This is a genomic window from Helicobacter sp. MIT 14-3879 (assembly GCF_003364125.1).
The window spans coordinates 1-14,515 of the sequence record NZ_NXLP01000033.1 but is presented as its reverse complement, the minus strand read 5'-3'; the positions used below and the strand labels follow the sequence as shown (position 1 = coordinate 14,515).

Here is a 14,515-nt window from a genome sequence, read left to right as displayed (position 1 = left end):
CCCATAAAGATTCTACCTTTATTCAAGAAGAAGCTATCAAGATGATGACGATACACGGTGCAAAAGGATTAGGGTTTAAGTATGTTATTTATTTAGATATAGATGCCCATAAGCCAGCTCCAATTAGTAAGATTCTTTATGACTATGAGGGAATATATCTTAAAAGAATAAGACTTGACAATATCCCCGAAGCACGCGATAGTGCATTAGAATCTCTCGTGCAAGAAACAAAGCAAAGAGAAGACGGTGAAGAGCATAATATTTTGTATGTTGCTTGCACAAGGGCTAAAGAAGGGTTATATATCTTTGCAAATACACAGAGTTATAGTGCATTAACACTAAATCTAAGCAGTCAAGATAACAGAGGCGAACCCTTGTCTGAAAAAAACATTCTACAAAAAACAAATGAAAATTTCCTTACTCAGCCTTTAACAGACGCTGCTGAAATTCCAAATGGCAAGCAATTACCGTCAATGACGTATCACCAAGAGATAGCCAATCATTATTCAACAATTATTTTTACTCTGCCATTTGTCAAATCAACACAAGATGAATTCCTAAGACATGAGGAAATATCGTATGCAATTAGCACAGACATGAAGCATAAACAAATCATTGGGATTATCTCACACTTAAGTCTTGAACTTATGTTAGGCTATAAGATGCAATCCATTATGCCCGTACTTTTTGCGCAGTATGGATTTTATATCCCTCAAGATAAACTTGATAAGATTATTCAAAAAGTGCAGCATCTTTTTGAGGGAGATTTACACAATATCTTAGACCTTAAAAACTGCAAAATCAAATGCGAATGTTCTTTTTTACGACAAGATAATACTATGCAAAGGCTTGATGCACTACTAAAACAAGGTGATACATTTTGCATTCTTGAATTTAAAAGCACAGAAAAATTGAATGAAACTCTTATGAGAGAGCATACCCTACAAGTAGAATCCTATAAGAATTTTATCGCAAAGCTAGCGGCACAATCACTCTTCCCATTAACCATAAAAGGCTATATTATCTATTTACAAGATAATATTGTTTTCAAAGAAATAATTTCACAAGAATCTTAATTTTAAAGTATATCAATGGCATCAGAATCTTATAATCATCTGCATTATTCTACTGACGACCGATCAAGCAACAGTACGCTTAAAAACTTTATCACACACGAATCTTTTGGCGGTGTTCTTTTATTCTTTGCTGTTGTATTTGCTATGATTATTGCGAATACAAATTTTGGTGTTGTGTATAATGAAATCTGGGAGATGTATTTAGATTTTAGCATAGGTGGCTATAAGCTTGTCCATATTAGCGTGCTACATTTTATCAATGACGTACTGATGTCTTTCTTCTTTCTTATGGTGGGGCTTGAGATGAAACGTGAGGTGCTTTATGGTGAATTGGCTGGTTTTAAATCTGTAAGTTTTTCTGTGTTTGGGGCTATTGGCGGACTCATTTTGCCTAGTATTATTTATATCTATCTGAATTATAACACATCAAGTGCGCATGGCTTTGGGGTAGCTATGAGTACTGATACGGCATTTGCCTTGGGAGTACTCCTGCTTCTAGGAAAGAGAATTCCTAATGTTGTGAAAATCTTTCTGGTTACTTTAGCTGTGGCAGATGATTTAGGTGCTATTAGCGTTATTGCGATTTTTTATACTGAACAGATTAATTGGTTTTTTATCTATTTCGGTATAGTCTTTTTGATTATTTTGATTATTTTCAACTACTTAGATGTGAAATACTTGTCGCTATATTTTGCAGTAGGAATCCTACTTTGGTTATGTCTCTTTTTTAGTGGTGTACATGCGACTGTGGGGGCTGTTCTTCTTGCCTTTACTATACCGGGCAAATCACAAATTTCACGTCACAGTTATCTTGGCTTAAAAGTTGCATATAATAAATTATATTTCCAAACAAAAGCAGATTTTACTACCTTCGAACCCCTACAATATGAGGAAACAAATAGGCTGGGAGCGATTATTTATGGATTCAAAGATTTTTTTAAGAGTTCATATCGCAATATTAAGAATTTCATTAGCCCTAAAAGCGATGCGGAACGTGAAATTGATATGCACAAAGAACACCAAAAGGTAGAGATTCTTGACGCAGTTGCGCGTTATTCTCGCTATGCGCAAAATCCTCTTGTCCGTATTGAATTTATCTTACAACCATTAAACGCCTATTTCATTGTTCCTTTGTTTGCATTTGCAAATGCAGGGGTGCCTATTGGTGGTGCGCTTGATTTTGAAATTGATGGAATCTTTTATGGCGTTATCTTGGGTCTTATAATTGGCAAACCTATTGGAATCTTTAGCTTCACGCTCTTGAGTGAAAAGCTCAAGATAGCCAAGAGACCACATGGCTTAACAAACACACATGTTTTATCGGTAGGTTTTTTGGCTGGAATTGGTTTTACTATGTCTATGTTTGTAGCAAATCTCGCTTATAAAAGTGCCTTGGCTATTGATTTAGCAAAGATTTCCATTTTGGCTGCTTCTTCTATTGCTGCGATTTTGGGTGTGATAAGCTTGCTTATTACAACCAAATCCAATGATAGTGATGTACAAGAGGAATTTTAAGAGATTCTAATTGATGAAAGAATTGGGGCTATTGTTTTATTGTGTGCTTTAAGCAATGTATATTCACAAATCACACTTTAATAATATGTCGGTAAGTTAATAGGCATTTTATTGTATTAATCTCAATGTTAATGATTGCAGTGTTGAAGCTCTCTTGCAAATTTTTGCAAGTAATCTGAGCAAGTAACCTGAGTGATTTGGTGAAAGAGGCATTAATTTTGGGTAGCGGATTAATACCAATAGAAAATAAAAAGTTTCAAGAATCTAAAACGTTCGTATGAGCAAATTCTACAACCCAATAAATAAAATCCATTAATGACCCAGAGTCGTGACCAAAATAAATCATTATGATGAATTGGAGACTAGGAATTTGACAATGTTTAACAGATAAATCCAAGTTTATCTAGCACTAAAGTCTCATTGAATATAGCCTTGAGGCATTTCCTACTACACTTATCGAACTAAGACTCATAGCAAGACTTGCTAACATAGGATTAAGCACAACACCGAAACTGCTAAAAACACCCATAGCAATAGGTATGCAAATCACATTATATACAAAGGCAAATGTGAGATTTTGTTTGATATTGCGAAATGTCGCACGACCTAGTTGCAAGGATTCTGCAATGCGAAGTAATTTCTTGTTAAAATAAATAATATTGCCATACTCGATACTTACTTCACTGCCTGAAGCCATGACCAAAGACACATCAGCCTTTGCAAGAGCTATGGCATCATTTATTCCATCACCCACCATAATCACACTGTGTCCTTTTTTTTGTAACGATTCTATATAATGTAACTTATCCTGCGGTGAGCATTCCGCACGATAATTCATTTGTAAAATATTAGCAATATAAGCAACATTACGCGTATTATCTCCGCTTAGAATCTCACAAGTAAATCCCATATTTTTTACTCTTTGTATTAATGCTTGTGCATCTTCTCTGATATTTTCTTGTAAGAAAATACTGCCCAATAATTGATACTTTGGCAAAGTAGGTTGCTCGTTGTTTGCTTGTTTCTCTGCAATATAAATGCAGAGATATGGATTCTCTGTGTGGTTGTATAAATTTGTCTCAATCCCGCATATTTCTTTAAGAATCTTGGTGTTGCCAATGACAAAATGTCTCGCCTTAGAATCTATTTGCAAGGTAGATTCTATGCCCGCATTAAGAATGCTTTTAGATTTTAAGACTTTATAGGGCGTTAAATGACTTGCTGCCCTACAAATAGCTTGCGCTATAATGTGGTTGCTCGCAGATTCGATAGAAGCGCAGATTCTAAGTAGCTCTTCTTTTTCCTTATTATTTTCTTGCGTATTATTACACAAAACAATAGAATGTAGTGTCAAATTTCCGTCTGTAAGGGTCCCTGTCTTATCAAAAATTAGATAATCAGTTTTTGTAAGATTCTCTAGGCTTTGTGCGTTTTTAAAAAAAACTCCCCATTTATTCGCCCTCGCATTGGCAAAAAGAATTGCCATAGGTGTAGCAAGCCCTAAAGCACATGGACAAGAGATGAGTAAAGTGCTAGCAAAGTAAAGCATAGCGGTTTGCATATCCGCTATAACAAACCAGAATAATGCGCTTAAGATTGCTAAACCCATAACTAGAGGTACAAAGAATGCGGCAATTTTATCTGCTAGCTGTGCAATTTGTGCTTTACTTTCATAAGTTTGTTGAATAAGAGTATGAATTTTTGTAAGGGTAGAATCTTCGGTTGTACTAGTGGCGCGCGCTATAATGAGGGTATCTAAATTGAGTGTCCCGGCGAATAATTGAGAATCTTTATCTTTATTTACAGGGAGACTCTCTCCGCTTAACATACTTTCATCAATGCTCGCATGAGGCGAACAGAGCAAGGCATCTACAGGAATAAAGCTATGAGGTAAGATTTGGATATAATCCCCGATTTTTAGGGAATTAAGTGGAACTTCTTGTATCTGCAATGATTGATTATTGGGTAAATGATCTTTTTGGCAATCTGGAATTTCTGATTGCAGAGATTTGGGATTAAGAATCTTTTGTGCCGTGTTACTTTGCCTGCTTAGTAAGTCTTTAGCATTTTGATTGGCAATTCTTTTTGCGTTTTCTTCGATAGATTTGCCTAACATAATAAAACTTAGAATCACGCACACGCTCTCAAAGTAAAAATGTGATATATCATGAGATTCTATCCTATGTACTTGCGTGCCTAATTCTTGCATGTTAGACATAAAAAGCATAATGAGTACATAGAGACTGTATGAGAATCCTGCTAAGCTACCCACACTCACTAATGAATCCATATTGGGTCTTAGTGTCAATAAAGCGCGAATCCCACGAAAATAAAATTCTCTTGCAAGGTGCATGACAATCAGTGTAATGCCAAGCTGCGTGATACCATTATACAATGGGTGATTGAGCAATGCAGGCAAGGGTAACCCAAACATCTCATGAAACATACTGATATAAAGAATTACAGTTGAGAATAAAAGACTTAGTATCAGTCGTCTTTTGCTACTGAGTAAGTGATTCTCAAGGAAATCATGAGTTTTGCTAAGTTTATGAAAAAAGCTTGCAAATATTGGAAAATTATTTACAGAATCTTTATCCTTGCAAGACTGTGTGTTATATGATGGGGACTCATTAGACGGATTATTAGAGTTTTTGGAAGCTAATCTCTCTTCGAGAGAGATTGTGTCTTGCTGAAAGGGCAGTGTCTTTGAGTGCGTTGATTTGAAAAGTATATTTTTATTGGATATGTGAGGAGTGGGAATATTGAAATGAAAAGTTTTAGAAGATACAGAAGCTTGAAATCCTAATGACCGTATAATTTCTATAATGTGTGAAATGCTACATTGCTTAGAATCAAAGTGCACAACGCCGCTATGACTAAGGATAAAAACATTTGCTTCTATAATGCCCTTTTCTTTCTTTAAAGCTCGTTCAATGGAAGCAGAACAACTCGTACAATTCATACCCTCAATTTGAAGACGTATAGTTTTCTCCTGAATAGCGTTATTGTCTGAATCGCTCATGCTGATAGTATCCGTAACATGGTTATTTGGGCTATACTGATTGAGCAGGTTTTGCTGTATGTTTGTATTCTCTTGAGGTTGATTTGTAAAAAAAACGCATAACTATTCCTTAATATTCAATAAAAACCACAATTTTAACATATTTTCTATAATACTTATAGGAGGTATGGGTATTTTACACTATTTTCTTCATTACCACTCTGCAACACAAGGATAATGATAATATTATCCTAGAATCTTTGATGTATATAGATAGGGAATATTGGGATTTAGTTAAAATCTATGATACACAAAAATTATCAAGCTTTATCTCTAGTCGCTTACACTCTGTTATTTTAGAAAAAGTAGAAAATAAAAAATAGCATGCTTTAAAAACCCTATCAGGATTTCATTTATCCAGCCAATAGACAAACACCTCTCACACAAACAGGCTAGAAAGAGTGAGACATTGAGTGAATCTTAAAGCATAATTTACTCAACATGACTAAATATGACTAAACTCTAGGGATATGATTAGGAATGCCAGACAAGAAACAAAAGAAATAACAAGAATAAAAGGCATGAAAGGATAAGAGAGATTCTTAGTCTTGAAGCAACAAAGAGATATGAATGCTTTACAAAAGACAAGCTTGTTTTTCATTATAGAATCTCATGAACTCTCAAGGCATGTAAATCAATGTCAAACAAAACTCATAAGCAATACAGCCTTACAACTTTCTGCTATGAGAATATCCTCTCACATTCATACACAACTAAGTCATAATTGAATCAAGCAAAGATAAGAGTAACACAACAAAGCAACTATATCTCATAGAATCTAACAAGAGATTATCTACATACATTTACATACACTACATAGTGGGAAACAATACTAGAAGCAAATCCTCTCTTACACTAGAGAGATAGAAAAGCACGAATTAATATTGTGAATAATTAACTTTTATTCAGCTTAAATATAGCTATAATATTATGCAAATTCTAACCCAAGTATAAGGAAGGTTCATTATGGCAATTGATCCCAATAAGCAAAAAGCTTTAGACAACGCAATGAAATTAATTGATAAAGCTTATGGTAAGGGCATGCTTGTGAGACTAGGAGACAAGCAAATAGAAAAAGTAGATTTTATTTCCACAGGTTCTTTAGGGCTTGATTTAGCGTTAGGGATTGGAGGGATTCCAAAAGGCAGAATCATTGAGATTTATGGTCCAGAGTCGAGCGGTAAGACGACCTTATCCTTGCAAATTATTGCAGAATGTCAAAGAAATGGTGGCGTGTGTGCATTCATTGACGCAGAACATGCTCTTGATGTTTATTATGCAAAAAATCTTGGGGTGGATACAGAGAATCTTTTAGTTAGTCAGCCAGACCATGGTGAGCAGGCACTAAGTATTTTAGAAACCATTGCTTGTAGTGGGAGTGTTGATTTAATTGTTGTAGATTCAGTGGCAGCACTTACTCCAAAAGCAGAAATAGATGGTGATATGGGCGATCAGCATGTAGGTTTGCAGGCAAGACTTATGAGTCATGCTTTGCGAAAGATTACGGGTGTTCTTTCTAAGATGCACACCACGGTAATATTTATTAATCAGATTCGTATGAAAATCGGTGTGATGGGGTATGGTAGTCCCGAGACTACAACGGGAGGCAATGCGTTAAAATTTTATGCGAGTGTACGCATTGATATTCGCAAGGTTGCTACCTTAAAACAAAGTGATAATATTATAGGTAATCGTGCAAAAGCGAAAGTTGTAAAAAATAAAGTTGCTCCACCATTTCGCGAGGCAGAATTTGACATTATGTTTGGTGAGGGAATTAGCCGTGAAGGAGAAATTATTGACTATGGTGTGAAGCTTGATATTATTGATAAGAGTGGCGCATGGCTTAGCTATGGGGACAAAAAAATAGGGCAGGGTAGAGAAAATGCTAAAATATTCCTTAAAGACAATAAGCAAATTGCCACAGAAATTGCCAATAAAATCAAAGAACAAATTGGAACAAGTGAAGAAATCATGCCCCTACCAGATGAACCCGAGCAAAACACGCAATAGCTACACAGATTTTAGAACCATATTGTTGGCAAATTATTGATACATGCAGTGTCTGTCTATTAGCCTGCTTTCATGATATTGACGTGCAGCGGAATTGCGAGATTGCACTCACCTTTGTAAGAAGTAAGGTTAGATTCTTAATCAATGGAATATCTTATTGTTCTTTTGCCGCTGATTTTGTAAATACTCTAGCCAATAAAGAAAGTGTTTTAATCGCACAAAAAAAGGTTGTAAGTATAGTTGGAAATACTGCAATTGAACAAACCAAAGATAAGATTGTGATTCAAGTGGGTAAAGTGCAAGTCATCATTGATGATAAAGGATTAAGAGTAAAAGGAGGAGATTTAAGAGCAGATTAAATAAAACTACAGCAAGTCGAGATTTTTAGAAGACAAATTCTTAAAACCAAAAAACAAATTAATTAAAGGAGACACAATGAAGACAAGAGAAGAGATTAAAGCATTAAGCTTTGCGGAAAGAGTTGAAATAGAAAATGAAGTGCTTGAGCTTATCAAGAATAATGATTTAGAGGGAGTTAAAAATTTCTTAAAAGACTATACCTGTGAAATTAGTTGTTATGAAGTTTGCTTCAAAGATGAAAAAGGAGAAGATCCTCGTCGTTTCGAAGAAGAGGAGTTAGGAGGAGATTATCCCTTATTGGAGCCTTTTTATTTTATTTTAGAAGCAGCATATAGTTGCGGAGAGCATAATAATAACTTTTCTATCTTAGATTATTTGTTTAATGAATATGGCTTAAGTCTCAAAGACCCTAAATATAATTTTTCTCATCGCAATATAAAATATATCAAAGAGATTAATGAGAAATATATTCTTTTAGAACCAGAAGAGGAGGAGTATTATGTTTATGATGAAGCTTTGATTTATAAATATTTAGAAGACGCTGACAATCCTAATCCTGAAATTGTGAAATATCTAGTCAATAAAGGAGCAAGATTTGATGTGTATCAAAAACGTTACTATACTGAAACCCCCTTGCATTTTTGGGCACGTTGGAATGAGTATCGTTTATTAGAAGTGGCGATTAAAGGAGGGGCAAATGTAGATATGCCTATTTTAAGGGGAGAGTATTCTGACACACTTTTATTTGCTGCAGTAAGTGAATCTGAAAATTATAGAACGACTCAGCTTTTAATAGATCTTGGAGCAAATGTCAATTATGCTATGCCATCAACCCCTTTAGATGTCGCTAAAGGCACGCGAAACAAAAAGCTTTTAAAAGAAGCAGGAGCAATGACTAGTGAGCAGATTGAAAGAAAGTTTAAACTACCAAAATATGATTCTTCTCATTGTAAGGTAGATGGAAAGAATGATTATGATTTGCTAGGAAAATACCATGATGAATACTCCAAACTTTTAAACGATGCTATCAAAGGGGCAAAAGAGAATCCTAAGAATACTCAAAGTAGCAATAAAAAGAACAAAAAATGAATGAGAATATAGAGATAAACTTTGCCGAAGTGGAATTCCATATCAAAGAATTCCAAAAGGTTTATATACTAGAGAATTGTTCTCTAGTATTTTATCAACCCTATCATTTACAAACAAGAGATAAGGAAAAGGGAGAAGTCTTTAAAAGTGAAGATGGAAAAGAACAACACAAAGAACAAGAAATTATAAAAAGAAATTCTCAAGAACATATAGAAGCTATCAATAAAGAAAAGGAAGAAAATATTAGCAAGCTTGGGCTTAATGCAGATAATATTGATAAATATTTTAACTTTAATGAAGAAGAAAATCTATTTAACCCAGAGGCTATTAATTTAGAAGAAGAAAATCAAAAAAGAGTAGAAGAGCAAAAAACGAAAATTCTCAAGAAGAATCTCAAGAATCACCTAAAGTAAAAAGAAAAGAAAAATTTGAAGACTACGATATTTTCTATGATGTTTATACGAGTAAAAATAGTCAATATAAAAGCATTAATGAAGATCTTGGATACGAAGATTTTAAAGTCAATAATGGTATTGCTGAAGTTCCAAAAGATTTTTTGATAAGTGTTTCAATAGAATTCCCACTTTTGGGCAAGATAATCCCGCTTCTTATTATTTTGAACTCTATGATTATCCTTAGCTTGAGAATGAAAAAGATATTACTGTCAAGAAAAATAAGAGAATAACAAGCTTTATTGAGAGATTTAATCCACCCATGCTTTAAATGATTTTTCATCAAGGGTAACTTGCTTAATACAAATGATTTTGCATAGAGTTTAACAAGGGATTAAAAACAAATGTCTTTCTATTCTGCATATCTTAATGTCTATTAGAGAGAAAAGTAGATAAACCGACACTCACTATTTGGGATTCAATAGATAGGATTAAGGGTAAAATCATTACATGTAATTAAAACATAAGATGAATTACAAAAAATTTTAATTCATGTTTAAACTTATAAAAAATAATTATGATAAAGAATTATCCAAATTCTCTAGCGTTTTTTAGTTGAATATGCTTTATAAGCATACATGATTCATAATAATATCTATTAAGGAGAATCAAATGAGCAAAAAAGATTCAGTCTCGATTATAGGCATTGCAACAACTTATGTAGGGACAGTGATTGGAGCAGGTTATGCTTCTGGGCAAGAGATTTTACAATACTTTTTATACTTTAGAGAACACACCCTTACTATTGTGCTTATTACTGCTTTGTTATTCTTTGTTTTTGGCTATATTCCCGCATGGCTTGCTAACCATTTTGCAACAAAAGATTATCTGCAAGCCATTAATCCTATCGCATATTCTCATAATGCGATATTGCATAAGTTTTTTTTGAGATTCTGTGACGTATTTATAACGCTTTCGCTTTTTGGCACATTAGTCATTATGCTAGCGGGAGCTGGAACAACTTTTGAAGAGAAGTTTCACTTGCCCATGTTTGTTGGCGCGCTGTTTGTTTGTATTTTGCTCATGGTGAATACTTATATAGGGCTAAATATGGTAGTGAAAGTGATGGAGATACTTATTCCTTATATGTTTTTAGGTGTGGCTGTTGTAGGGATTTACTCTCTTTGGAATCCAACTATGGCTTCAAGTGAGGAAATCGCGAATGCAAGTATCAATAATAGCGATTTGATTTGGCATTGGAGTATGTCTGGTGTTTTGTATGTTGCTTTTAATTTCCAGCTTGCTTTGGCAGTGCTTTGTCCTCTTGGGTGCAGGGCAAATACTAAAACAATATTCTGGGGTATTTTACTTGGTGCGATAATGTTAGGCGGATGTGCGGGATTTTTGTGTTGGGTGTTTAATGCGCATATCACAGTCATAGGCACACAGAGACTTCCCATGATTGTGCTTGCAAACAATATTTCCCCTTTGATTGGCGCATTGTATGCAGTGGTACTCTTTTTTGGTTTATATTCAACTGCTATAACTTGTTTCTATGGCTCTGTGGAGAGGTTTGCAAAATTGCATATTTTGCGACGGACTTCTTCGCTCCTTGTCATTTCTCTGACTGCTATTATGGGATTTTTTGCAAGTCTTCTAGGATTCAAAGACCTGATAAGTATCGTTTATCCTTTGCTTGGATATGGCGGAATCGTAATCATGTGTCTCATACTCTATACCTATTACCAAGTAAGGCGGAAAGATACGTATGCAAGGTAAGAATCTAATGAATCTCACACGTGAAGTCTGGGCAGAAATCAATCTTAGCTATTTCGCGCATAACCTTTCTATAATAAAACAACGTCTAAGACACAATGTGCATTTGTTGGTTGTGCTTAAAGCAGATGCTTATGGACACGGGGCTTTAGAACTAGGCAAAGTCGCCTTGCAACAAGGAGCCTATCAATTTGGTGTAGCAACGTTTGAGGAAGCAATGGAGCTAAGAGAAGCATTCCGTAAGGCGCGCATTCTTATTTTTGGATATTCTTCGCCCTCTCTTGCAAAGGAGATAATTCAACATAATATCGAAGTTTGTGTTTATAATAAGAATATGGCGCATTCGCTTTCTGAAGCTGCTAAAACGCTTAATAAAACCGCATTGATACACATTAAGCTAGATACGGGTATGCACAGGATAGGCTATCAATATAACCAAAAAAGCATACAGGAAATACAAGCTATTTCTATGTTGCCTCATATCAAAATACAGGGTATATTTACACACTTTGCTACTGCAGACTGCAAGGATTTAAGCTATCTTAATACACAATATATCAATTATCAACAATTTTTTGATTCCTTATCAATAGATAAAAGCAGTGTTTTGAAACATTGTGCCAACAGTGCAGCTATCATTAGTGCGCCGCAAACGCATGAAGATATGGTGCGACTTGGAATCATAGGCTATGGTCTAAAACCTTCCTTGGAAATAGATATGCAAAACCTACCACTTAAAGCCGTGATGAATCTTAAAACAAAAATTGTTCATATCAAAACCTTAGAGAAAGGACAAAGCATAAGCTATGGCAGGACATTCTCCACCACCAAACGCACAAAAATTGCTACACTTCCTTTGGGTTATGCTGATGGATATATGCGGCTTTTATCCAACAAAGCCGAGGTTCTTATACACGGCAAAAGAGCAAAGGTAGTAGGGAATATCTGTATGGACCAATGTATGATAGATGTGAGTGAAATTGAAAACGTCAAAGTAGGCGATAGCGTATTGCTTTTTGGCTATGATGATTTGGGCAATGAGCTGAGTATAGATGAGCTAGCACAACATATCGGCACGATTAATTATGAACTTGTTTGTGCGGTATCAAAAAGAGTCCCTAGGGTTTATGTAGAGAATGAAGCGCATAATTGAATTTTTAGATAATACTTTAATAAAAATTTATTGACTTAGAATAAGCAACAAGCCAAGCTAAAAAGACACATAGATTCTGTATGACGTTTGGTATTTTCACAAGATAAATATTCTCTCACAGTCATGAAGTTTTCATTAAAAAACAAACGTCAAATCAAATACAAAAAGCTTATAGACCAAATCACTAAAACAGAAATAGAGTAGTCTGTGTGCATTGAGTTAAAAAAGGTAGGAGTATCCTCTATTAGCCATAATGCTATCTCAATGTTAAGCTTAAAGCCAATAAGAGAGATGTGTATTGAATCCTAATGGGTACAAAGAGAATGGAAAAATAAAAGAGCTGTCAATTTGTATCCATCATTGAGATATTAATTTGATGAAGCTTATCCCCCCGCATAATTGGCACTTTATTACAAGCTACTAATGTCTATAAATTATTGTATTTCACTAGGTCGTTTTTCATATCACAAATGTTTTCACTAAGGTTCATCATACAATGAGATTTATTATTGTCAAAAAATATCTTTTGGGTGCAATTATAGGACAATACTATAATTTTTAACAATTAGAGTCTTAATATGGGCAAATATTTAATAGGCAATGTTTTCATTATTTATTGTTGCTTTTTGTCTTTTCAGTTTCTCTATTGCTTGCCTGCAAAATTTTTAGAATCTGCTCATTTGCTTTAAAACTTACTTGAAACTCTACTCTGCGCGATAATTCATCACTTGCCAAGGGTTTTGCAAAACTTACACCATTGGCACGCAATAGCTTGATAAGCCACTCTTGTTTGTTAGCAATACTAGGCAGAGAAAAACAATATTTCAACACTTGAAATGCTCTCTCTTGGCTAAGTTCTGCATTACCTAGATAACGTCTCTCTAAAGATTGTGTCCCCTCCCAATCTTTGGAAGTGTGTCCTTCTATCCTAATGTCCTCAATAAAATCGCGATATTTTTCAGTGTAGAGAATCTTAATATAACGTGGAAAAAAATCATTAAGAATTCTTTGGAATCTTTCTTTTACTCGCTTTTGTCCAACATCAAAAAGAATATCTTGTTTTTGGAATCTAATTGTCGTATCTTCATCTATAAAAGCATCCCATTTTTTCAAATCCTTACCAAATTCACGCATTAAATCCTTATAAAGTTCATACTGTAAATTGGAATAGTTCTGTGCTAGATTACGCATTTTATCATTCTGAATCTCTAATTGTTTTTTTTCATTTTCTAACGTTACCATAAAAGCAATTGCAATCATAATAAAAATCATCATGATGCCAGACATCATATCTGAAATACTAATCCAGTGGCTACTTTTATCTTCCATTAACCCTCTTATACTTTATTTTGTTTTTATTGATTGACGCCCATGATGTCTTTAATACGTTTTAAAAACCACTCATAGTTGTTTGCAAAACTTTGTGTCATTTTGTCTAATTTAGAATCTAGCATCTCCAAATTTGTTCCTAGATTTTCTTGTAATTGAGAGCTTTGCTGCACAAGAGATTCTATGTTGTTCTTAAAATGTGTAGTAACCTCATTGAGCGCAGTTTTTTGACTATCAAAGAGGCTAGAACTAGAATCTGTTAGGGTATTGATATTATTTTTAATTGAAAGAATAGCATTATTGATTTCTAATGCGGCTTCTTTCTGACTTTTAATATTACTTTGCATGCTAGCTTGCATGAGCTTAATATACTGCACACAAAGATTTTTAAAATGTGTATTCAATCCGTCAATATTGACTTTTGAATGTGATTCAAAGTTTTGGATACTTTGGTTAAAGCGATTGATTTTTTCTTCAAGAGAGTTGAGTGTCTCTTGATTTTTTTGCACAATAGATTCAAATTGTGTTTGCAACTTATTGCTTAGAGATTCTACATGGGTGTTAATATTTTCTTGAAATTTCTGCATAAGCTCACTATTTTCTTTCAATGCAATAGAGGAGAAATGGTGATTCTCTTTGTAGAATTCTTGTATTTCTTTATAGAATTCCTGCGTATGATGAGCCAAATCTTGGGTCATTGTCTCACATTGTTTTTGCACCTCTTTGCTCGTGTTCTCAAAGCTCTCTTTAAAAG

10 protein-coding genes and 1 pseudogene are annotated in these 14,515 nt (G+C 34.4%); 8 read left to right on the top strand and 3 right to left on the bottom strand.

The window, feature by feature from the left end:
* Positions 1-1,076 (top strand): 3'-5' exonuclease (locus tag CQA44_RS09575; protein ID WP_309544891.1); only part of this gene is annotated, 1,076 nt, incomplete at its 5' end.
* Positions 1,077-1,091: 15 nt separating this feature from the next.
* The gene (nhaA, locus tag CQA44_RS09570) at positions 1,092-2,591 is read left to right on the top strand and encodes a Na+/H+ antiporter NhaA (RefSeq protein WP_115547026.1); all 1,500 of its coding nucleotides are present in this window, start codon (positions 1,092-1,094) and stop codon (positions 2,589-2,591) included.
* A 409-nt stretch (positions 2,592-3,000) separates the two neighbouring features.
* Here the strand turns inward: nhaA and CQA44_RS09565 are convergent, their stop codons facing one another.
* Complete coding sequence (locus CQA44_RS09565; RefSeq protein ID WP_115547025.1) at positions 3,001-5,613, bottom strand: cation-translocating P-type ATPase; 2,613 nt, start codon at positions 5,611-5,613, stop codon at positions 3,001-3,003.
* 1,005 nt (positions 5,614-6,618) lie between these two features.
* On the opposite strand from CQA44_RS09565, the gene recA reads away from it, so the two are divergent.
* The 6 genes from recA (at position 6,619) to alr (ending at position 12,432) form a co-directional block, all read left to right on the top strand.
* Positions 6,619-7,662, top strand: a complete 1,044-nt coding sequence (recA, locus tag CQA44_RS09560; RefSeq protein ID WP_115547024.1) for a recombinase RecA — start codon at positions 6,619-6,621, stop codon at positions 7,660-7,662.
* 83 nt (positions 7,663-7,745) lie between these two features.
* Complete coding sequence (locus CQA44_RS09555) at positions 7,746-8,021, top strand: hypothetical protein (RefSeq protein WP_181881861.1); 276 nt, start codon at positions 7,746-7,748, stop codon at positions 8,019-8,021.
* Positions 8,022-8,097: 76 nt separating this feature from the next.
* Positions 8,098-9,111 carry an ankyrin repeat domain-containing protein gene (locus tag CQA44_RS09550; RefSeq protein WP_115547023.1) on the top strand — a complete coding sequence of 338 codons (1,014 nt, stop codon included), beginning with the start codon at positions 8,098-8,100 and terminating at the stop codon, positions 9,109-9,111.
* On the top strand, positions 9,108-9,524 hold the full coding sequence (locus tag CQA44_RS09545; protein WP_115547022.1) for a hypothetical protein: 417 nt from the start codon (positions 9,108-9,110) through the stop codon (positions 9,522-9,524). The genes CQA44_RS09550 and CQA44_RS09545 overlap by 4 nt, the downstream gene beginning before the upstream one ends.
* Positions 9,525-10,175: 651 nt before the next feature.
* Positions 10,176-11,282, top strand: a complete 1,107-nt coding sequence (locus CQA44_RS09535; protein ID WP_115547020.1) for a hypothetical protein — start codon at positions 10,176-10,178, stop codon at positions 11,280-11,282.
* Positions 11,283-11,289: 7 nt separating this feature from the next.
* Positions 11,290-12,432, top strand: coding sequence for an alanine racemase (gene alr / locus CQA44_RS09530; protein ID WP_115547027.1), 1,143 nt, complete (start codon positions 11,290-11,292; stop codon positions 12,430-12,432).
* Between the two features lie 609 nt (positions 12,433-13,041).
* On the opposite strand, the gene CQA44_RS09525 is transcribed toward alr, so the two are convergent.
* On the bottom strand, positions 13,042-13,761 hold the full coding sequence (locus tag CQA44_RS09525) for an OmpA family protein (RefSeq protein WP_115547019.1): 720 nt from the start codon (positions 13,759-13,761) through the stop codon (positions 13,042-13,044).
* Positions 13,762-13,787: 26 nt separating this feature from the next.
* Positions 13,788-14,515 (bottom strand): annotated as a pseudogene (locus tag CQA44_RS09520) (hypothetical protein); the annotation flags it as partial.

What these genes read in the sequence shown, in the direction of transcription:
- CQA44_RS09545 (WP_115547022.1), top strand. Translation starts at nt 9,108, where the DNA reads ATGAATGAGAATATAGAGATAAACTTTGCCGAAGTGGAATTCCATATC.
- alr (WP_115547027.1), top strand. Translation starts at nt 11,290, where the DNA reads ATGAATCTCACACGTGAAGTCTGGGCAGAAATCAATCTTAGCTATTTC.
- nhaA (WP_115547026.1), top strand. Translation starts at nt 1,092, where the DNA reads ATGGCATCAGAATCTTATAATCATCTGCATTATTCTACTGACGACCGA.
- recA (WP_115547024.1), top strand. Translation starts at nt 6,619, where the DNA reads ATGGCAATTGATCCCAATAAGCAAAAAGCTTTAGACAACGCAATGAAA.
- CQA44_RS09535 (WP_115547020.1), top strand. Translation starts at nt 10,176, where the DNA reads ATGAGCAAAAAAGATTCAGTCTCGATTATAGGCATTGCAACAACTTAT.
- CQA44_RS09565 (WP_115547025.1), bottom strand. Translation starts at nt 5,613, where the DNA reads ATGAGCGATTCAGACAATAACGCTATTCAGGAGAAAACTATACGTCTT.
- CQA44_RS09550 (WP_115547023.1), top strand. Translation starts at nt 8,098, where the DNA reads ATGAAGACAAGAGAAGAGATTAAAGCATTAAGCTTTGCGGAAAGAGTT.
- CQA44_RS09525 (WP_115547019.1), bottom strand. Translation starts at nt 13,761, where the DNA reads ATGGAAGATAAAAGTAGCCACTGGATTAGTATTTCAGATATGATGTCT.